Raw genomic sequence first — 19261 nt, forward strand, 5'->3', positions numbered from 1 at the left:
TTGGTGACATCAGTACAGTCTGTCTGATGAACAAACCTAGTTCTCAGTAGATCAACTGAATCGGCCGATTCCCACCCGTGGATTGTTAAGAAAACGAGTAGCGATGTTCAGCCGACGCAAAATATCCTGACTTCCTAACCCAAATCAGTTGACATTGCCAGACCAACACAAAAGCGGGCAATTGCTTGACCTCTAGCTCGCAAAACCACTTCGTCAGATACCCAACTTTGATTGCAGATAAGCTCAATTCTGCCTAGCAACCGGTTCGGGCCATGCGGCTCAGCGGTGAAATTGTCCTTGGCGGCTTTGCCGCTTAGGACAAGGCTCGATTTGAAGACAAGCCGCTGGGCTTGCGGGTTGGCTTCAAACGATGCCCACTGCGTTCCAGCCGCGTCAATGGCCCGAACCGGTTGCGTCACCACCAAACCTGCAATCATCACCAGCGGCACGGTTTGAACAGGGCTCCCATCATACCACAATTACGCGCAAAACCTAGATTTCAGCTCTAGTTTCGTCAATAATTAGAAAAAAATCAAGAAAAAGTGCTTAGAAGGGTTGCTAGTCCCGCTTTCCTATGCTAAGATATTTAAGTCGTCAGATTTACTTGGGTGGTTAGCTCAGCTGGCAGAGCAACGGACTCTTAATCCGTGGGTCCAGGGTTCGATCCCCTGACCACCCATCAATCGATATTAACCAGTGATCACGCAGCGTTCAGTCGCCGTGGTTGCTGGTTTTTTTAATGCCCGTTTTTGGACTAGAATTTTGGGTCTAGAATTCTTGGTGTTAAAAGAAGATTTCACACTAGGAGTTCTCGACCTTTTTTGATGACCAAAAACGCTTTTGTCACCTGGTGTAGAAATGTGGTAATTTTCTGACCCCTTTTAGATCCATTTCGGTGTTCAATTTAGCGGCCACTTTCCGTCCTAAATTGGCAAGGTGACGTGGGCTTGATCCGACCGGCGCATCCGATTCCGAGAGAACAACGTGAAAGTTATGGCTTATTGGACTCATAGTGTTCACCGAAGTATAAATATTGATAAATTAACTTTTTTCGGATAAATTAACCGTTTTCACGCTGCATTTCCCACAATTAATGTTATACTAGTGGCGAGGCTTGCTCATATTTATTTTTGGTGATGTGGGCAAAAACCGGTTGATTATTGGGGGCGGTCTGGGGCCGCGGTTTTAATGGAAGGAGTTGGCATTTCAAAATTTTGAAGGATGATAGAAAAGTTGTCAGGCAGCCACACTTATGGGTGATTTTGGTGGGCTGGCTTATTTTAGTTGGTGGGCAATGGGTCGGGGCGAATCATCAGCAAGATGGTGTGTTGGGCCTAGCGCGGTTTGAAGGTCAGGTGGTCCAGGCGGCCACAACTACCGAGCAACCGGCGACACCAGCGACAGGAACAAATCAAACCGATGGGAATCAAGTGGACACAACGACGACTGAACCCGAACCAGACGACGGGACAGCTACGACGCCAGATCCAGGTGTAAATGAACCTGTTTTAGTGCCGGAGCGGTTCGTGGGCGTCATTAATTATCAAGCCAATGGCGGGGCGAAGCTTTGGGCTTATACCCAAGGTCAGTTGACCTGGACTGGGCGCTCTTTAAAAACCGGCTCCCGTTGGCAAGTTTATGGTTCGGCGGAGATCGACGGTCAACGTTATTATAATTTAGGCCACAATCAATGGCTGCTAGCGAAATATCTGGTCACGACCGGGGCTTGGGCGCAGACGCCAAAACCGTTCAAGGGCGTGGCCACGATCACCTATGTGCCCCATTATGGCATCGCCGTTTATCGCGGTCCGGGCACGAATTATGGGCGAACGGGGCAGAAGTTGCAGACGGGCTCGCGCTGGCGGGTCTCACACCGCGTGAAAACAGCCACCGACACTTGGTATTGCGTGGGGCGGCAGCAATGGCTCAACGGCCGCAACATTGTTGTGACCGGCGCCACGTATCCAACTAGTGTGCGGCTCAAGGTGCCCATCGTCAATCAGCGACCTGAACTACCCAATGGTTGTGAGATCACGGCAGTCACTATGATGGTCAATTTCGCCGGCAATCGCGTCAACAAACTACAACTCGCCGCCGTGATGCCCCGGAGCAAGAGCAATCCTAACCTGGGCTATTTAGGCAATCCAGCCGGTTATGGGATCACGATTTTCCCGCCGGCTTTAATGGGTGTGGTCCGCAAGTATACTGGTAATGCCAAGAATCTAACGGGTCTAGGATTGGACGGACTGGCCTATCAGCTCAGTTCGGGCCATCCTGTGGTCACTTGGCACACGCTGCACGGCTTCCCGTATCACGCGCTCACGGTCAGTGGTTATGACCAAGCTCGAATTTACTTCAATGACTGTTGGACGGGCCAAGCCAGCAGCATGACCCGAGCACAATTTTTGAAAAATTGGCAAACACAAGCCCAACGCGCGATTTCGTACTAAAGCGATCCAGGGCCACCAAGTTCCTGCAGCTGTACCCGTATCGTGTTGGACATATTTTCTAACAAACAATGGAACAACAAACAAAAGGTGGAGGACGAAATGAAGGTAACAAAGCATCAACATTTACGCTTAACTGGGTTATTATTGGCCGCTAGTGTCGGCCTGATTCTGGGCAAGCCGGCACCTAGCGTTGGCGCCGCAACCACAACTGAACCAGCAACAACCACCGCCGCAACGGCCAACAAAGCTGGCACGAAGATCGTTGAACAACCGTTTCACGCGGTGGGCTGGGTCGCTTATGTGCCCCATTATGGCATCGAATTATGGCGTTCACCGGTGGAACCCCACGGCATGACTGGGCGTAAGCTGCCCCATGGCTCCTCATGGAAAATATTCGCGGCGTATCGTGAGGGTGACCATTATTGGTACAAATTGGGCACCAACCAATGGATGGATGGGCGCTATATTTCCTTAACGCCGGTCAGCGCTGATCGCAAGGTTGACGCGAAAATCAAACGCAACGTGGTCCGGATCAGTGGCACGGCGCCAGTCTACGCTGTCCCCAACGGTCGCGTGACAGGCAAAACCCTGAAGAATCGGACTTATTGGAAATTTGGCGACCGTAAAATTTCCGGCGACCATATGTGGTACTCGCTAGGTGGTAACCAATGGGTCAAGGATTCCTGGGCCAAAGAAGCTGTCCCTTACCAAAATCCTAGCGGCTATTATCAAGTCAATTATCAAACCATCAAACCAACCGGCCAAGTTGGCTATAACTTGATTCGCGGTTCCGAAGGGATCAAAACCTGGCTCACACTGCGAGCACTGGGTTTGAATAGCAGTTACGCCAATATGTCCGGTTACGCGCAAAGTGCCGTGGCCAGTTTCCAACGGCGTCATGGCCTACCTGCAACCGGCGTGGTCAATCAAGCGACTTGGGTCAAGTTAGGCTTCAAGGCCAGCACCTGGACCAGCATCGATAGCTGGATTTATCCGCTGCAAGCGCCATGGTACACCGATTGCTCGGCGCACATCGAAGCGATGATCAAAGCTGCCTATAGTTATTTGGGCAAGCCATTCATCGTAGGCGCCTCCTCTTCCTACGCTTATGGGGTTGACTGTTCCGGCCTGGTGACCCAAGCCTTGTATGCAGGTGGTATCAACCCACTCCCCGTTTCCTCGATCCAACACGCTCAACCAGGCAACGAGTGGAATTCGCGCCAATTAGCCGTTGCTCGTGGGCTGAAACAAGTCAGCTACGCCAATCGCCAACGGGGGGATTTGATTTTCTATACCAACCCAAGTGATCATCGCGTTTGGCACGTGGCCATTTACCTCGGCAACAACCAAGTCATCGAATCCTGGCCATCTCATGTGATGGTCCAGCCAATCAAGAACGGCCAGCGTAACTGGGTCACCTCCGTTTCCCGGCCATTCTTATAAAACACACGCCACAAATCGTACCAGCATCACCGACAAAAAAGGATCGCGCCTGACCAGCGTGATCCTTTTTATGTTGACTTCGAACTATTGGGGCGCTTGCCCGTGAGTGTGGCAGATCCCCCCAACGCCAAATTCAGCTAACGCTTCAACGCTAGACAACATTCCCTGCATTCTCTACCTACCAAAAAACAACCTGAAATTAATCAGGCCGTTTTCATCAATTATTTACTATGAAACAAGTCATCATGAGATCCCGTCGCAATCAAAAAAAGTTTGAGTTGCTTATGATCAATTTGATAAATCAATAGCCAATCAGGTTCAATGTGTAATTCTTTAAAGCCTTGATAGGATCCCTTTAAAAAGTGATCGAAATACTGGGATTTAAGTTCTTGTGTTCGACCGGAGTCAATCAATTGTAATGACCGTTTCCAGTTTCTGCATATCGTAATGCTTCCGTCGTAACTTCTTGGCGCTTCTCAAAAATGAGCTTGTGTATGTCACAGACTCAATCATTGTTGATATCGTCCATCAATTCTTTGACCGAACTGACTGTTTTCGTTTGACCCATTTTCATTTCCATAATTGAAGCTTCGAGCGGGCTTAATTTAACTGCAAACGGTAAGCCTTTTTCAGCAATCACCTGATTTAGAAAGACTCTGATTCCCGTGGTTAAATCCATTCCTAATGCTTCCAAAATTTCTTGTGATTCTTTTTTTGTGTCTTCATCAATTCTAACATTAATTGACGCCATCGCAATCACCTCTAACGGTCATTGTAAAGTAAAAACAATACATTGTAAATAAACTTGTTCATATTTGGACTGAACGCCTCGCCACTTGCCCACAACACTAGCCGGCCGCGCTGGTGTAATATTTGAGTCCAGTCTTCCAAACCCCAAAATAGACAATCCAGAAAAATCAGCGCACCCCACTCGGAACACAAAGCTGATTGTGGTTCACGTCGATCTCTTGCTTTTTTTCATAAAAAAATACCCCATCATAATCTGATGAGGTAATTGTCGTCCAGCTAGGACAGCAACATCAGCCGTCAACTCAGCTGTTGCTGTTTACTTTCTTAGTTTCGTTATCTTGACTGCATTGGCTTTCTTCTGACCCTGAATCCCCAGGAAAAAAACAATGCCTGCTAGCGCGAGGAAGAAAAGACTGAGATAGAACAGGGGGCTACTAGCGAGAGTGATTCCAAGGTCAGGAAACTCCTTAGCATCCTGAGCCACCAGAACAGAGGTAACAATGAACAGAAGCAACCCTCCAATCAGGTAAATCCCACCGATCTTCCGATACCTTACCAGTTGTTGTTGCGCGCTTCGTTCCTTGAAATAACTGTAATGATAACCTAACGATAAAATGAAGAACAGCAGAATAATGTAGAGATAGTCGCTCTTATAGACAGGATAGCCCCTAAGTCCTGGCCAAATGGAGCAGCCAATTAATGCAATCACACCAAGGATAAAGTAGACCTTGCCCATTCTAAAATATTCCTTCATCATCTGACTAGCCTCCAGTATCGTTAGCCCATCGTTTTAATGGACACCACATCATTATAAGTCTGGCGAGCAGACCAATTGCTTTGTTCAGCACACCAACCCACCGAAATAAAGTCAATCGATAAATAATAGCCCCCATTAATTATCGGCACACTTGTTGCAACAAATTGATTATACATCCAACTGATGGCGCTTTCAATACGAAAATAATTTATTTTTTATTTTCTAATTGACAAAGGCAAATCTTGTGAGGAACTAGCCGGCCGCACTGGTGTAATGGCGTAATCCGACTTTCCAAACGCCAAAATAGGCGATCAAGAGAAAGACCGGCCCACTCAAGATCACATAAAGAGTGGCGGTCCAGGACGACTGCGGGAACAACAACAGCGAGAGGGGATAATAGCCGTACAGGCCAAAGGGGATGATCGTCATGATGATCTTGACAAAGTTGGGATAGATCTCCAAGGGGTAGCGATTCAGTTGGAGGATCTGGTAGATGATCGATTTCAGTCCTTCCGTTGAGGTGAACCAAAACGCGGTGGACGAGATCGTTAAGTAAATCGCCTCTAAACCCATGAGCGCCGAGAATGTGGCCAAGATGAAAATCAGGATCTTGCCCGGGCCGGCGACGATCTGACAGGATGCCAGGGCGCCTAGAAACATTAAAAACGAGACAATGATCTCAAAAATCGATTCCTCATCCAATTCGAAAATGACAAATTGAAACAGGTCGTTGACCGGTCGAACTAAGAAAATATCCAATTCACCATCGAAAATCAAAAAAGGAATCTCCAGCGTGTTCACGAAAAAGAACTCCCAAATCGACAATAAAAACAAGGTATACGTAAATAGGGCAAACATTTCTGAAATGCCCCAAGCATAAATCGACCCTACTTGATTCAAGATCAACCAGATCGAAAAGAAGGTCGCCAGCGAGTCGAGCAAATAGCCCAGGCTACTGGTCAAGAGATTGGCGCGATATAGCCCGATGCGCCGAATATCCATTTTGAAAAAATCTCGATAAAGTTTGAGATAGCGTTTGATTTTTAGCATGGCTAGCCTCCCGCGATTTCAATGTGCGCGCGCATTTTGCTGTAGACCTGCGTCGTGATCAGGATCAAGATCAGCAACCAGGCCAGCTGCGGGTATAACTGCCGCCAACTGATCTCAGACATCGTCAACGTCAGTAACGGTAGCCCCTGCATCGCATAAAAGGGGGTGACCTTGGCCACCGCCGCCAACCAGTGGGGATAGATCGTGATCGGTAACATCCCTCCGCCGAAAATCATGACCAGCCCCGTATAAAGCGACAGCATGCCGCCGTTGCGGAAGGTGACAAAGGAGAGAATACCGAGCAGAAAGCCCATCACAAAGGACAACAAGTATCCCAGCAACAAGACAAGCAGCGTCAAAAAGACGGCCCCGAAATCCTTGGCGACCATGAAGTTGATCTTGAACACGAAAATATAAATCAGGATCAGCGGGAAAATGGTGAACAGGGTCAAGTACAGGGATTTACCCAACTGCGTGAAAAAGATGTTCTTCCAATAATCAAGCGGCCGCACAAAATCATAAATGATCGTGCCTTTTTTGACTTGATAGGCGATCGTTTTCGCGATCTCGGCGGCGGGCATCAGGATCGTGTAGGCGGTCGCCAAAATCGCGTAGCTGGAAATCATTTCACTGGCCGCCAAACTGATATTGCCCGTTTTTTGCGTGGAAGTCCAGACGAAATATTGAATGCCCGCCGCTAATAACGCCCCTACGACCGTCATGATCGTGTCGAAATAATAGTAGCTTTGGCGTTTGAATTGACAAGAAATATAGGCAAGAATCACTTCAAGCGCCCCCTTTCCGCTGGGCGCGCAACAGTAAGATCATTTCCAGATCATTGGGTAAAACGGTGATCCCTTTGACCGCTTGTTGCGTTAACAAAGGGACCTGCTGAATAAAGGCGGCCGTCGTGATCAAGCGCTGATCAAGCAAGCAAATGATGTTCGTGTTGTTGCGTTGATAAATCGTGACCCCGGGAATGGTTTTCAAATCCGTGACCCCTTGGACCGCCACCCGCTGGTAAGCCGCGTATTGATCTTTAAAGCGATCCAAATCACCGTCATACCCGACCTGACCTTGCTCCAACAATAATAAGCGATTCGCGATTTTCTCCACATCGGCCATTTCGTGGGACGTATACAAAATCGTGGTCCGCTGCTCCCGATTGATCTGGAGCAACAAGTCCAAAACAGCGGCCCTGGTCGCGACATCCAGCCCCAAGGTCGGTTCATCCAGAAAAACAATTTCTGGCTGATGGAGCAACGCCGCGATGAACTCGCCGCGCATCCGCTGGCCCAAAGACAATTCCCGCACCGGTTGCTTGAGAAATGAGCCAACCTGTAGCCGCTCAACTAATTCAGCCAGCCATATTTGATCCGCGTGAGCGGTCCGCTGATACATTTTTTGAAGAAAGTAAAACGAATCCTGCAAAGGTAATTCCCACCAAAGCTGGGATTTTTGCCCCATTAGCGTGCCGACGCGGTGGGCGATTTTTTCCGTTCAGCCATGGGGTCATGGCCCAAGACAGTTACCGAACCGGATGTTTTGCGCAAGATACCCAGGAGAATCTTGATCGTGGTGGATTTCCCCGCCCCGTTCTCACCAACATAACCGAGAACATCGCCGGCGCGCACCTGAAAATTGATGTTTGCTAGCGCATTGATCGTTCGATAACTGGGATGAAGGAAATTACTCAGTTTATTTCTCGATTGATCCGCCTCACGAACCCGATAATTCATCGTCACCTGTTTGACTGTAATTAATTCATTTTCCATGTTTCACCAACTTCAATAGACTTGATCAGGACCAGACTGAATCGCTAAAATGAGATAAATCTGTTAAATGATAACAATCTAAGAACTGGTTGTTATATTGGATTATTACGCAGACTAACACGTCAATGTCCTATATTATATAAGTAAATGCATATATATATCACTTATAGTTAAAAGCGGCAAGGCGTTTCGCCGTGGAAAATTATAGAATGATGCGATTGATTTGAAATTTTCTAAATTTTCTATTAATCGCCGTAATCAATCCCAGTCATCTTTCCATCTCATTACAATTTTGGGCGGGAAACCTCTGACTAAAGCCAGAGGTTTCCCGCCCAAAATTGTAATGAAGGCCAGCCGCAACCAGCGTCATATTTATTCGTGGAGCTGAACAAAGGTTGGCCACTGACCACGTCCACATAAATCCCCGGTTCGAAAAATTGATCATATTGACCACTGAAAGGCGCTTCTGTGGCCGCTTTTTGGGTGACCGCATATTGTTCGGCGGTCAGCCGCCGTTTCAAATCGGCGGCAGATTCTGTTGTTTCTCGCATAAGGCTCACTCCTAACAGGCAATTAGATTGTTGACAATCTAATTGTAGCTTGCCGGAGAGAGATGACAACTATTCTGCTTACCGTGGTGGACCTTCAATCGAAATTGTTTACGCGGATTAATTGCAGGTGTGTAGGGTGTTGCGCAGAAGCGCAACCGGCTGGGACTGCTGTTGCGGACTGGAACGTGGTGGGCATCGTTTGAATTGATTGGAAACGACCGGTTCCTATTCTTGATTGTCCGCTTGATTGCTGGTTGGCTGGTTTTGGGTGGTGACGCAACCGCCTCAGGACGTTTGTCGTGGCTGGAACGCGGTGGGCATCGTTTGAAGCCAATCCGCAAAGTGCGCGGCTTGTCTTCAAATCGAGCCTTATTCTAAGCGATAAATCGCTAAGAATAATCTCACCGCTGAGCCACACGTCCTGAGGCGGTTGCTAGGCAGAATTGAACCTATCTGCAATAGGGGCGAAGAATTTGACGAAGTGCTTTTGCAAGTAGAAGGTCAAACAATCCCCACTTTTTTGATGGTACGGCAAGGCCAACGGATTTGGATCAGAAGTCGGGACGTTTTGCGTAGTCCGAACATCGCTATTCGTTTCCATAACAATCCATAGGTGGAAACTGACTGATTCAGTTGATTCATCCAAAACTTGCCTTAGTTCATCAGACAGACTGTCCTGGTGTCACCAATTTAAAGCTTGTAACCACTAACCACGGTCGTTGATTCCGTGGCTCCCCATCAATCGGCGATAGCTTGCAAAATGGCGTGAGTGCTCAGACGGCTGTTATAACGTTGAGCGGCTGGAGCGGAGAAATTCGGGGTGAGATCGCCGTGAAATTGGTCGGTTCTTTCTAACGTTTGGCGAATGGCCTTAAAATTTCTTGATAATCGAGAGTCTTGCTTCCGAAATTTGAGAAATTGCAACACTCAACATTAGATAATAGGTTGGCTTGATGCGGCCATTTATTTCCTATCGCTCCAATTAATTTAGTTGGAGTATTTATTCGTCGTCTTGAAAGCTGCTATATCAGCGCTGATCGCGTTTTCGCCAAAGTTTAGAAAGAACCAATTGGTCTTAGTGGCTCTGCCACTTAGACCAAGGCCTGATTTTGAGACAAGCCGCGTACTTTGCGGATTGGCTCAAAACAGCGCCCACAGCGAGCTCACCCCGAATTTCGTAGCGCAAGCCGCGGCCAAATTACTATTGCCAGAACTTCGGCCAACAGAAATCGTCAGTCCTGCAGCTCAGCGCCAACCACTCGCCGAGCGCGCGTTGGCCACCATAACACCAAAGCGCCCGCGCCAAGCAGCAACGTCAGCCACCCCAGCAGCACCAGCGTTGTCAGCAAAGGACCACCCTGGCCCATGGTCACAGACAAATAACGATCCGCCGCGCCATTAAGATCGAAGTAGCTCAGCGGTGACCACCAAACAGCTGGCAGTACAAGACTCAGCACGCAGATCAAGCTGGTGCCAAAAAAGCTGAGCAGCCCGGAATGACTGATCAGCGCCACTAATTGCGCCAAAGCGAACGCGCAAAGGGTCAACAAATAAAGCCAACCGAATTTCAGGAGAATATTTTGCCACAAGGGCATGAAGCTGAAGCGTTTGGCGGTTTGCCAAACAAGAATAGGATAACCAAGGCTGCCTGGCGTTCCGAAAAGCAAGCTGCCAACCATGAATCCAGCGAAGAACAGCGCCAGTGTGACCAACGCCGCCACGGCCTTCACGGCGAAATTACTGAAGTATTGATATTGAGGTGACAACTGTTGTAATTGTAGCCAATGACTACCCGCGGCTTTTTTCCGTAGGGAGCTGGGGAAGTCCAAGCTGAACAGCAACAAACAGCTCACCACCAGGGCGATGGCGAGCGGCTGGCGCAACTGATATTGTAAATAGTACCAACCATTGGTGTAGAATCGGCGGCCAAAACGCGGCCCATACTGCTGGTATTGCGCTTCGGTGCCGAGGAAGTTCTGTTTCGTCGTTTCATGGTTCAAGATCCGCGCCGGATAAAACGGCGTCAGTCCTTGCCGCTGCACCAAGCTCAACTCCCGAATGGTCAGATCCACTTCCTGCGCTTTATAAAAAACCGACCCATCCTGCCGATTGCCCGGAATCACGGCAGCGAAGGGAACTTGCTGGGGCAATTGGGCCACCTGCGCCGCCGTTCCGAACGTGCGCACCAAGCTATTCAAGTATTGACGTTGATAGCGTCGAGGCTGTTTGAGGGCTTGGCGTTCCAAGTTAAAGCCCAGAGTTTCTTCGCTGTCGGCGCCAAACAATTTAGTAAACCGTTGGCTATTCTTGACCAAATGTTGCTGATAGGCTTGCACATATTGCCGCTGTTGCCGCTGCTGCTGCGCCAAACCGAACCACAATAAGAGCAGTAATCCTAAGAAAATGCCCAAAAAAGGCCAACGACGCCGCAGCAAACGCCATTGGAGTTGGTGATACGCCTGGGTTTGACTGTTGATTATCAACACCCCTATTCCTGCTTGATACGCTCAAGTTTACTTCAGAGATAAGTCTATCAGCTAATTCACTGCAAGACTCCCAGTATAAGTTCCAACATATTTGCCGTCACCCAATGCCTGAACGCTCCCCATTCTTGTGCCCGTAAAAGTGCCCCACAACCCATCATAAAAAACGCTACCTTTTTTATAATATGTTGGTGGATATGAATTAAATTGAAATTGAATACTAGGAACAAACACTGTATCATAACTCTTAGTGGCAGCTTGAACTTCTTGACTATGACCACCACCCTCTACATTAGAAACTATCCCGGAAAACGTTAAAGCCACCGCAATAGAAAGCAATCCAGTTGAAATTTTCTTCATAGTAACATCCCTCCACATATAAAAACATTAGTTACCTATAGAATAATGTTACCACCAGGAAGAAAGATAATCAATCCGCGAAACGCTTATTTAAAGGCAAAGTAAGCGCTATACATATTTCCAATATGTTCAACATCACATTATCCATTGATAAACGGAGGCGTGGGCGATCAAACAATTAAGCAAAATGCTAAATGGCCACTATTTATGGCTGTTGCGGGGACTGCTGGTGCTGATTTTGACTGGGGCGTTGTTCGCCAGTAATTCGGCGCAAATGACCAACTATCGAACCGAATTGCAAACAAGCCTGGCTAAGGAAAGCCTGCGCCTGGCGGATTTGGAAACGAATGGGCGCAAAGGCCAGATGGCGCCACGACAGCTCGAACGACTGGGCGTGATCACCAGCGCCGCCAGTCAACAACTAGGTGCCCTGAAAGATCAGGACCAACTGGCTTTTCTCCGCCATGAGCAGGCCAAGATCGCCGCCGCCCGGCGCTACCAACACGATTATCACCAGTGGCTGCTAAGCGCGCCAGCCACAACCAGCCGCCAGCAACAGTGGCAGGATCATCGATTGCTTGAGCAAGGCTGGGGCCAAGAAGATCTGATCAAAACAACCCGCTATCCTAATGGTATTTTGGCAATTTTCCAAGGATTGGCGCGGCCTTTATTGACGCTAACGCTGGTGCTAGGCCTGATTTTGCCACTATGGGCGCAATTGCAACGTCCTAGCTTCACCCTCGTGCTGCTCAATACGCGCCGGCGCAGCTTGTTATTCGCCCGCTTCTTAGGACTGGAAACCATGCAAATCAGCGCCGATCTGCTGTTGGGGCTGGTTAGCGCCGGCCTGCTTAGTTGGACGCTCGGCGAAAGCCTGCTGCAACCCCGGCTGCCCAGCAGTTGGCGCTATCCATTGCTTGACGGCAGCACCCTACTTCCCCGCCTGCTTTGGCTACTGCTGGGACTCCTCTTATTGACACTGATCGCCGCGCAAATCCTGGTCTGGCTGACGCTGCGCCACTGGTCAGCGCCAGCGCAACTGCTGTTCGTCGGCGGAATCACCGCCAGCGCCCTAACTCTGACTGCTAAAATCCCTCAGCTACAAACCGGCATCAACCCGCTGAATTGGTTGCGGCAGTGTCCAAGCTTCGCCGCCGGGAGCGGTGGCGTGTTGATATGTTTGTTGCTACTGGGGCTCTTGTGGTTCAGCCTATTCTACCGCGGTCAAAATAAAACCGGACACGTTGGCTAACTCGACGTGTCCGGTTTTATTTGCTTGGCTTGATTGCAGGTTTGCTGGGTTTGGGTGGGGGCGCAACCGGCTGGGACTGCTGTTGCGGACTGGAACGTGGTGGGCATCGTTTTGAGCCAATCCGCAAAGTTCGCGGCTTGTCTCAAAATCGAGCCTTGTCCTAAGCGGCAAAGCCGCCAAGGACAATTTCACCACTGAGCCGCGCAGTCCCAGCCGGTTGCTAGGCAAAATTGAACCTATCTGCAATAGGGGCGAAGGATTTGACGAAGTGCTTTTGCAAGCAGAAGGTCAAACAATCCCCACTTTTTTGATGGTACGGCAATGCCAACGGATTGGGATTAGAAAGTCGGAACACTTTGCGTAGGCAGAACATTTCTACTCGTTTCCGTAATCAATCCATGTGTGGAAACAGACCGATTCTGCTGATTCACCAAGATTCTGTCACAGTTCATCAGACAGACTGTCCCGGTGTCACCAATTTAAAGCTTGTAACCACTAACCACGGTCGTTAATTACGTGGATCCCCATCAATTGACCATAACTTGCCAGCTGGCGTGAGTGCTCAACCGGCTGTTAAAACGTTGAGCGGCTGGAGCGGAGAAATTCGGGGTGAGATCGCCGTGAAATTGGTCTTAGTGGCTCTGCCACTTAGACCAAGGCTCAGCTTTGAGATTTTCGGTGGTTTTCCGAAAAGCTCAAAGTGACGCCCACAGCGATCTCACCCCGAATTTCGCAGCGCAAGCCGCGGGCATCATTGAAACGTGTTCGCCGACCTAGCTGATTCATCAAGAGCTTGCTTTAGTTCATCAGACAGACTGTCCTGGTGTCGCCAATTTAAAGCTAGTAACCACTAACCACGGCCGTCCATTACGTGGCTCCCCATCAATTGGCGATAGCTTGCCAGCTGGCGTGAGTGCTCAACCGGCTGTTAAAACGTTGAGCGGCTGGAGCGGAGAAATTCGGGGTGAGATCGCCGTGAAATTGGTCTTAGTGGCTCTGCCACTTAGACCAAGGCTCAGCTTTGAGATTTTCGGTGGTTTTCCGAAAAGCTCAAAGTGACGCCCACAGCGAGCTCACCCCGAATTTCGCAGCGCAAGCTGCGGGCATCATACTTTAAGCTAGCGCCCCGCTTTTGCTTGTCGCCGTTGGATCAGGTAAACGATCAGCGCCGCGCCCAGTACGATCAGACCCATCACCCCGTGTACCGTGCCGATCAGCCCGCTGAAATTCGCCGAGACCGTTTTGTGGGCATAGGAAGTCAAGAGCCCGGCCAACTTGATCCCGCGAACTTGCGCGACGAGCATCATCACCAACCACAACAACATTTGGAAGAACAGCCCGCCTAACGCTAAAAGCCGCGGTGCGACCAAGAATTCTTCATCAGTGGTCAGTGGCGTTTCGCCATCTAATTCCGCCAACACTTCGCGATTCAATTCACCGACCACGATCCGCAAGCACAGGATACCCACCAAGTAAACAGGTTGCCAGAAGGTCAACACCAACCCTAGCGCCAGCAAGAGCAGATTAAAGTCGGCCACACTAATTTGGGGGATTTTGGCGTGGAGGAATTTCAGTAGCGGCGCGCCAATCGCCATGGCCACCACGTACATCAGGATGACCCATACATAAAAGCCGCTGCCTAAAATCACGAAAACGTAAATCGTCCCGTAAACGGCCACGAAATCAATACAGAGACCGCGCAGGAACCCGCGGGCGCGGATCGTCCAAGTCAGACGGCCGTTGCCCCGGGCCAACCGCCAAGAGAAAATCAGCAGCGCGATCGGCAAGACGATCGCCAAAACAGTCAAGCCCCGCAAAAGTGACTGTAGCGTGCCTTCATTCCGGGCCAACCGCAGATTGATCAGGCTCAAGAAGATCGCCGCCGTCAACAACAGATTGAGCCCGAGCAACTTGACATCCCGCCAAACCACCGGCGCTAAAGGTTGCCGTAAAGGACTGGCCCACAGCCCGACCCAGCCTAAGCCGACATAAAGCAACATGCCGCCGAACGACCAAACGATCAGGCGGCCGCCGTCCAGCTGGATCAAGCCCAGCAACAACAACAGCGCGCCATATTGGTACAAGGCACTGAATTTGATTTTTGGCAGTGCCGCCGTTTGCCCCCGTTGGTTGAAAACACGCACCGCTGGCGGCAATAACGCCGCCGCGATCCCCACGCCGACCCCGGCCAAGTCCCAAAACAATGGATTCCAGCCGCCAAACAGTCCCAACAAGCAGCCTAGGGTCGCCGCGCTCAGTCCCCACGTCGCTAGCCGTTCCGCCTTCGGATGATAGCCGCGAAAGAGGAACAAGGTCGTCCGCCGAAACGTATAAAACAGCACATAAGGCAAGGCGTTAAGGATCACGATATTGTTGCGCAAGATCAATTGCGGCAACAGTAAATAAGGTAGCGTGTTCACGGTGAAGCTGGTGATCTTGAGAAAAAGCGCGGAGAAACGAGCGCTCGTTTGCTTGAGTTGGGCGATATTGATCAAAATGAACCTCCTGAGCTGTGAAGCTGACAGTTTTTTTCTGCTTTGATTATAAGCTGATTTCCAGATAGTTCAAAGCGAAACCCTTGCCGCCGGATCCGCCCGACGACCCCTTGACGAGATCAGATCAAGGTCACGGTCGTTAATAAATTTTTCTCAGGCGATAAAAGCCGAACATTTTGTTTTTTCTGTTACCGCGACTGTCGCTGCGGATAAGCGGTCAAGTTCATGTTGGACAAGGCTTGACACCCCTTTAGCTCCAATAATTACAAAGCACGCTTGTATACTTTTTAGTCACTTTGATAGACATATGATGACTTTTAAAGCCTGATAGTTACCCGCTTGTTCCTTTACACTTTAGGTATCCTAGACTGCAAGGGGGCATTAGATGGCATTTGGTAAAGAAATTGCGGGGCGGATCCATGACTTGCGCATCAGCCAAGGACTCACTCAAGAGAAATTGGCCGAGAAAGCGGGCATCGATCCCACCATGTTTGGTCGGATCGAGCGGGGCCAGCGCGCCAATCTCACCGTTAACACACTGGAGAAAATCGTCACGGCACTGGACATTGACTATCCAACTTTCTTCTCGTTTGGCGATAGTTCCGATCGGACCACGGTGGTTCTCAGCCGCTTGGCTTTGTTGGACCAACCTGACGAAGTGTTGGCGATCATCGAAAGCGTGATCGACCTGGCCGAAGCCACGCATCATGGCAAGCCAGAATCACCTGAATCATAGACACACAGACCCCCGACCGACCCTGGTGCGACGGGTCTTTTTTGCATTGCGGATTCTGTGCCGCTCGGTTCTGTGCCGTTTGGTCCGGGCCTCTTGCTTCGATGCCGTTCGGTCTGTGCCGCTTGCTTCAATGCAACTCGGTTCGGCCGCTTGCTACGATGATGTCCGATTCTGTGCTGCCCAACTTCTTTCCTATCGATTTTTCTGCTAATTTTGGACCACTGATCCTCTGATTGCCCTAAAAAACCTCCCACGTAACCCATTCAGGTAACTTAGGAGGTTTGATCGCCGTTAGTTGGACACTAACTGGCATCAGGTAACTTAATTGATTCGTTTGGCTTAACTCAGTACAACTGTTTCGTGGCGGAATCCGCGAAAGCGTTGAAAGGCACGATGGTTTGCGCGCGATCGTGCTGTTCCAGTTTCAAGACGGTCACGTCGGTGCAACCACCTTGGATATAATCGTAGATATAGTCGTCACGGAAGCCGATCGCCGCCGCGTCTTGGGCGTTATTGCCGTAATAAGTGGTTTTGATATTGGCCCAAATGATCGCGCTTAAGCACATCGGGCAAGGATAAGCATTGGTGTAAAGTTGGCAACCGCTGAGATCATGGGTTCCCAGCACCTGACAAGCCGCCCGGATCGCCATCACCTCGCCGTGAGCGGTGGGATCATTATTTTCCAGCACCTGGTTGTGTCCTTGGGCGATGATCTGGCCATCTTTGACCACCACTGACCCGAACGGACCGCCGGCGCCAGTGGTCACATTGCTGGCCGCCTCCGCAATGGCGATCTGCATGAATTTACTTTGATAATCGCTTGTCTCTGCACTCATAGGTGTACTTTGATACTTGCTTGGCTCTTCGCTCATAAATTTACCTTCTTTTTTAAGCGTGCTGTGAGGTGCAGACCGCTCCTCTCCGCACTCTGATTTTGAAACGTGCTCCGCGCAACTGACTGCTGTGCTTAACTACGCTACGCTTCCGGAGGCGAAGACCAGCCTACAAAATCCTAGCTAGGTTAATGCTCGCAGTCAACCCGTCGCGCGCCGCACTCTTTTTTGAAACGTGCTAACCGGGTCGGCTCGCACTCTTTTTCGAAAAGTGGGTCCATCTCACATTCTAACTGATAACGGCGGGAATTACACCTACTAACCCCGCCTTTTTAAGGAAAAATGTTAAGATTTTGCCGAAAAATCACAAATTTGATGACTGTTGCAGCGCCGCTAATTAGTTTTTTCTAATTTTTCAAGATAATTCTGCACATTTCTGCGGTATACTATTAGCTAGTTAGTCAATTGGAAAGGAGTCATCATTGTGCCACAAGAAAATAACTATTTTGTCGCCGAACGGTCCGCTTATAGTTTCCATCGGGGCCACTATCTTAGCGGCGCTTTCGTCAACGCTAATCCTGAAGATATGAACTTTGATATTTTTCAACTATATCCCCTACCGCTGACCATTCGCCGGTTCAACCAGGCGCGGGAGAAGAATGGCGAGCTCCTATTTCGCGATACCTTCAAGTACGAGGCGACCCTCTATTCTTCCTCGAATAAACAGGCCCGCCTCTTCCTTGAACAAACCATGAAAAAGCCACTGGTGATCATGGCGGAAGGCGCTGAATTTCTTGATGGTGTCGGTAATGAGATCCCGTTACACACGGTGCGGCTGATCGAAGCGACCGATTCTACCAACAATCTTTGTTACCTGCTGATCGGCGGGCGCGGCGCCTTGGAATATAAGAGTAATCACTTGGTGGCTGCGGAACATCTTGACTACGATCAGAATTTATTTGAAACGGATCCGCAACAACATGTGGTTTTATCTGAGGATCATTTGCTTAAATTCGCCTTGGTCTTGGCCCATGAGTATTTCGATCGGCATTTGACCGCGGACGATGTGGTGTCGCAATCAACGATTTTCCCGATCGCCAGCACTTCCTTTTCTGGGCCGATCAAGGTTGCCAGTGGTCCGGACGCGCCGCGGATCGGGTTTTACTTCGAAACGACGCATAAATGGTTGCCGGTTCCTGATCCGAACAATTTCGGTAATGACTGATCTTAAGTAGATTGGCCGCAGCTTGCGCTGCGAAATTCGGGGTGAGCTCGCTGTGGGCGCTGTTTTGAGCCAATCCGCAAAGTGCGCGGCTTGTCTCAAAATCATGCCTTGTCCTAAGCGGCAAAGCCGCTAAGGACAATTTCACGGCGATCTCACCCCGAATTTCTCCGCTCCAGCCGCTCAACGTTATAACAGTCGTTTGAGCACTCACGCCAGCTGGCAAGCTATCACCAATTGATGTGGGACCACGCAATTGACGACCGTGGTTAGTGGTCACCAGCTTTAAATTGGTGACACCAACGCAGTCTGCCTGATGAACCGAAGCAAGCGCTTGATGAATCAGCTGAATCGGTCGGTTTCTAAACAGGGATTGTTAAGAAAACAAGTAGAGACGTTCGGTCTACGTAAAGTGTTCCAACCTCTTGATACAATTCAGTTGATGTTGCTGTACCACCCCACAAAGGGCGATTGTTTGACCTCGATCTTGCAAAATCACTTCGTTGGATACTCAACTTCGATTGCAGATGAGCTCGATTCGGTTCAGCAACCGCCTCAGGACGTGTGGCTCAGCGGTGAAATTGTCCTTTGCGGCTCTGCCGCTTAGGACAAGGCTCGATTTGAAGCCAATTCCCGCTTTTGGAATTGGCTTCAAACGACGCCCACCGCGTTCCAGCCACGACAAACGTCCTGAGGCGGTTGCGTCACCACCCAAACCCACCACACCTGCAATCAAGCGCAGGTTCAAGAACCGATCCCAGACTTTCGGAATCCGTTGGCATTGCAGTACCACCTTAAAAGCGGGTGATTGTTTGACCTCTAGCTTGCAAAACCACTTCGTTAAATCCTTCGCCTTGATTGCAGATAGGCTCAATTCTGTTCAGCAACCGGCTGGGACTGCGCGGCTCAGTGGTGAAATTGTCCTTGGCGGCTTTGCCGCTTAGGACAAGGCTCGATTTGAAGACAAGCCGCGCACTTTGCGGATTGGCTTCAAACGACGCCCACCACGTTCCAGTCCGCAACAGCAGTCCCAGCCGGTTGCGCTCACGCGCAACACCCACCACATCTGCCATCAAGCGCAGGTTCAGAAAGAGAAATCCACCT

At 49.8% G+C, this 19261-nt stretch carries 24 protein-coding genes, 1 tRNA gene and 1 pseudogene; 9 read left to right on the plus strand and 17 right to left on the minus strand.

Annotated elements, in window-relative coordinates; translation table 11 throughout:
- Positions 1–134: 134 nt before the first annotated feature.
- On the minus strand, positions 135–479 hold the full coding sequence (locus tag ACYVSB_RS04595) for a hypothetical protein (RefSeq protein WP_461218607.1): 345 nt from the start codon (positions 477–479) through the stop codon (positions 135–137).
- A gap of 127 nt (positions 480–606) precedes the next feature.
- Here ACYVSB_RS04595 and ACYVSB_RS04600 point away from each other — a divergent pair.
- From ACYVSB_RS04600 to ACYVSB_RS04610, 3 genes are all read left to right on the plus strand, one after another.
- Positions 607–679: transfer RNA gene (locus ACYVSB_RS04600), tRNA-Lys, on the plus strand.
- 586 nt (positions 680–1265) lie between these two features.
- The gene (locus ACYVSB_RS04605; protein WP_461218608.1) at positions 1266–2450 is read left to right on the plus strand and encodes a C39 family peptidase; all 1185 of its coding nucleotides are present in this window, start codon (positions 1266–1268) and stop codon (positions 2448–2450) included.
- Between the two features lie 99 nt (positions 2451–2549).
- Positions 2550–3893, plus strand: a complete 1344-nt coding sequence (locus tag ACYVSB_RS04610) for a C40 family peptidase (RefSeq protein WP_461218609.1) — start codon at positions 2550–2552, stop codon at positions 3891–3893.
- A gap of 221 nt (positions 3894–4114) precedes the next feature.
- Here ACYVSB_RS04610 and ACYVSB_RS04615 read toward each other — a convergent pair whose 3' ends face one another.
- The 8 genes and pseudogenes from ACYVSB_RS04615 to ACYVSB_RS04650 form a co-directional block, all read right to left on the minus strand.
- Positions 4115–4306, minus strand: a complete 192-nt coding sequence (locus ACYVSB_RS04615; RefSeq protein WP_461218610.1) for a type II toxin-antitoxin system mRNA interferase toxin, RelE/StbE family — start codon at positions 4304–4306, stop codon at positions 4115–4117.
- Positions 4307–4398: 92 nt separating this feature from the next.
- Positions 4399–4644: a type II toxin-antitoxin system RelB/DinJ family antitoxin gene (locus tag ACYVSB_RS04620; protein WP_125601626.1), complete on the minus strand. Its 246-nt coding sequence runs from the start codon at positions 4642–4644 to the stop codon at positions 4399–4401.
- A 315-nt stretch (positions 4645–4959) separates the two neighbouring features.
- Entirely contained in the window at positions 4960–5400 is a 441-nt protein-coding gene (locus ACYVSB_RS04625) for a hypothetical protein (RefSeq protein WP_461218611.1), read from the minus strand.
- Between the two features lie 252 nt (positions 5401–5652).
- On the minus strand, positions 5653–6450 hold the full coding sequence (locus ACYVSB_RS04630; protein WP_225422215.1) for an ABC transporter permease: 798 nt from the start codon (positions 6448–6450) through the stop codon (positions 5653–5655).
- 2 nt (positions 6451–6452) lie between these two features.
- The gene (locus ACYVSB_RS04635) at positions 6453–7235 is read right to left on the minus strand and encodes an ABC-2 family transporter protein (protein ID WP_461218612.1); all 783 of its coding nucleotides are present in this window, start codon (positions 7233–7235) and stop codon (positions 6453–6455) included.
- A 1-nt stretch (position 7236) separates the two neighbouring features.
- Complete coding sequence (locus ACYVSB_RS04640) at positions 7237–7917, minus strand: ATP-binding cassette domain-containing protein (RefSeq protein ID WP_461218613.1); 681 nt, start codon at positions 7915–7917, stop codon at positions 7237–7239.
- Entirely contained in the window at positions 7917–8225 is a 309-nt protein-coding gene (locus ACYVSB_RS04645; protein WP_461218614.1) for an ATP-binding cassette domain-containing protein, read from the minus strand. Before ACYVSB_RS04645 ends, ACYVSB_RS04640 begins: the two co-directional genes overlap by 1 nt.
- 344 nt (positions 8226–8569) lie before the next feature.
- Positions 8570–8776: pseudogene (locus ACYVSB_RS04650) on the minus strand (peptide-methionine (R)-S-oxide reductase); the annotation flags it as partial.
- 299 nt (positions 8777–9075) lie between these two features.
- On the opposite strand from ACYVSB_RS04650, the gene ACYVSB_RS04655 reads away from it, so the two are divergent.
- On the plus strand, positions 9076–9201 hold the full coding sequence (locus tag ACYVSB_RS04655; protein ID WP_263853223.1) for a hypothetical protein: 126 nt from the start codon (positions 9076–9078) through the stop codon (positions 9199–9201).
- Between the two features lie 807 nt (positions 9202–10008).
- Here the strand turns inward: ACYVSB_RS04655 and ACYVSB_RS04660 are convergent.
- Positions 10009–11262, minus strand: coding sequence for a hypothetical protein (locus tag ACYVSB_RS04660; protein ID WP_461218615.1), 1254 nt, complete (start codon positions 11260–11262; stop codon positions 10009–10011).
- A 51-nt stretch (positions 11263–11313) separates the two neighbouring features.
- The gene (locus tag ACYVSB_RS04665; RefSeq protein ID WP_461218616.1) at positions 11314–11619 is read right to left on the minus strand and encodes a hypothetical protein; all 306 of its coding nucleotides are present in this window, start codon (positions 11617–11619) and stop codon (positions 11314–11316) included.
- Between the two features lie 187 nt (positions 11620–11806).
- Here ACYVSB_RS04665 and ACYVSB_RS04670 point away from each other — a divergent pair, with 187 nt between their 5' ends.
- Positions 11807–12871 (plus strand): hypothetical protein, encoded by a 1065-nt coding sequence (locus tag ACYVSB_RS04670; protein WP_461218617.1) that lies wholly within the window; start codon positions 11807–11809, stop codon positions 12869–12871.
- On the opposite strand, the gene ACYVSB_RS04675 is transcribed toward ACYVSB_RS04670, so the two are convergent.
- On the minus strand, positions 12830–13099 hold the full coding sequence (locus ACYVSB_RS04675) for a hypothetical protein (protein WP_461218618.1): 270 nt from the start codon (positions 13097–13099) through the stop codon (positions 12830–12832). The genes ACYVSB_RS04670 and ACYVSB_RS04675 overlap by 42 nt on opposite strands.
- A gap of 314 nt (positions 13100–13413) precedes the next feature.
- Here ACYVSB_RS04675 and ACYVSB_RS04680 point away from each other — a divergent pair, with 314 nt between their 5' ends.
- A complete protein-coding gene (locus tag ACYVSB_RS04680) occupies positions 13414–13575 on the plus strand; it encodes a hypothetical protein (protein ID WP_461218619.1) in 162 nt (53 codons plus the stop codon).
- A gap of 193 nt (positions 13576–13768) precedes the next feature.
- A complete protein-coding gene (locus ACYVSB_RS04685) occupies positions 13769–13930 on the plus strand; it encodes a hypothetical protein (protein WP_461218619.1) in 162 nt (53 codons plus the stop codon).
- 59 nt (positions 13931–13989) lie between these two features.
- On the opposite strand, the gene ACYVSB_RS04690 is transcribed toward ACYVSB_RS04685, so the two are convergent.
- Positions 13990–15366, minus strand: coding sequence for a hypothetical protein (locus ACYVSB_RS04690; RefSeq protein ID WP_461218620.1), 1377 nt, complete (start codon positions 15364–15366; stop codon positions 13990–13992).
- A gap of 385 nt (positions 15367–15751) precedes the next feature.
- On the opposite strand from ACYVSB_RS04690, the gene ACYVSB_RS04695 reads away from it, so the two are divergent.
- Positions 15752–16102: a helix-turn-helix domain-containing protein gene (locus ACYVSB_RS04695; protein ID WP_125601662.1), complete on the plus strand. Its 351-nt coding sequence runs from the start codon at positions 15752–15754 to the stop codon at positions 16100–16102.
- Between the two features lie 344 nt (positions 16103–16446).
- Here the strand turns inward: ACYVSB_RS04695 and ACYVSB_RS04700 are convergent, their stop codons facing one another.
- Positions 16447–16938, minus strand: coding sequence for a nucleoside deaminase (locus ACYVSB_RS04700; RefSeq protein ID WP_461218743.1), 492 nt, complete (start codon positions 16936–16938; stop codon positions 16447–16449).
- Between the two features lie 481 nt (positions 16939–17419).
- Between ACYVSB_RS04700 and ACYVSB_RS04705 the strand changes: the two genes are divergently transcribed.
- Positions 17420–18160 (plus strand): hypothetical protein, encoded by a 741-nt coding sequence (locus ACYVSB_RS04705; RefSeq protein WP_461218621.1) that lies wholly within the window; start codon positions 17420–17422, stop codon positions 18158–18160.
- Here ACYVSB_RS04705 and ACYVSB_RS04710 read toward each other — a convergent pair.
- From ACYVSB_RS04710 to ACYVSB_RS04720, 3 genes are all read right to left on the minus strand, one after another.
- The gene (locus ACYVSB_RS04710; protein WP_461218622.1) at positions 18057–18437 is read right to left on the minus strand and encodes a hypothetical protein; all 381 of its coding nucleotides are present in this window, start codon (positions 18435–18437) and stop codon (positions 18057–18059) included. The genes ACYVSB_RS04705 and ACYVSB_RS04710 overlap by 104 nt on opposite strands.
- Positions 18438–18668: 231 nt before the next feature.
- Positions 18669–18812, minus strand: coding sequence for a hypothetical protein (locus ACYVSB_RS04715; protein WP_461218623.1), 144 nt, complete (start codon positions 18810–18812; stop codon positions 18669–18671).
- 139 nt (positions 18813–18951) lie between these two features.
- Positions 18952–19218, minus strand: coding sequence for a hypothetical protein (locus ACYVSB_RS04720; protein ID WP_125599485.1), 267 nt, complete (start codon positions 19216–19218; stop codon positions 18952–18954).
- Between the last annotated feature and the right edge of the window lie 43 nt (positions 19219–19261).

The organism is Lapidilactobacillus salsurivasis (assembly GCF_054785215.1).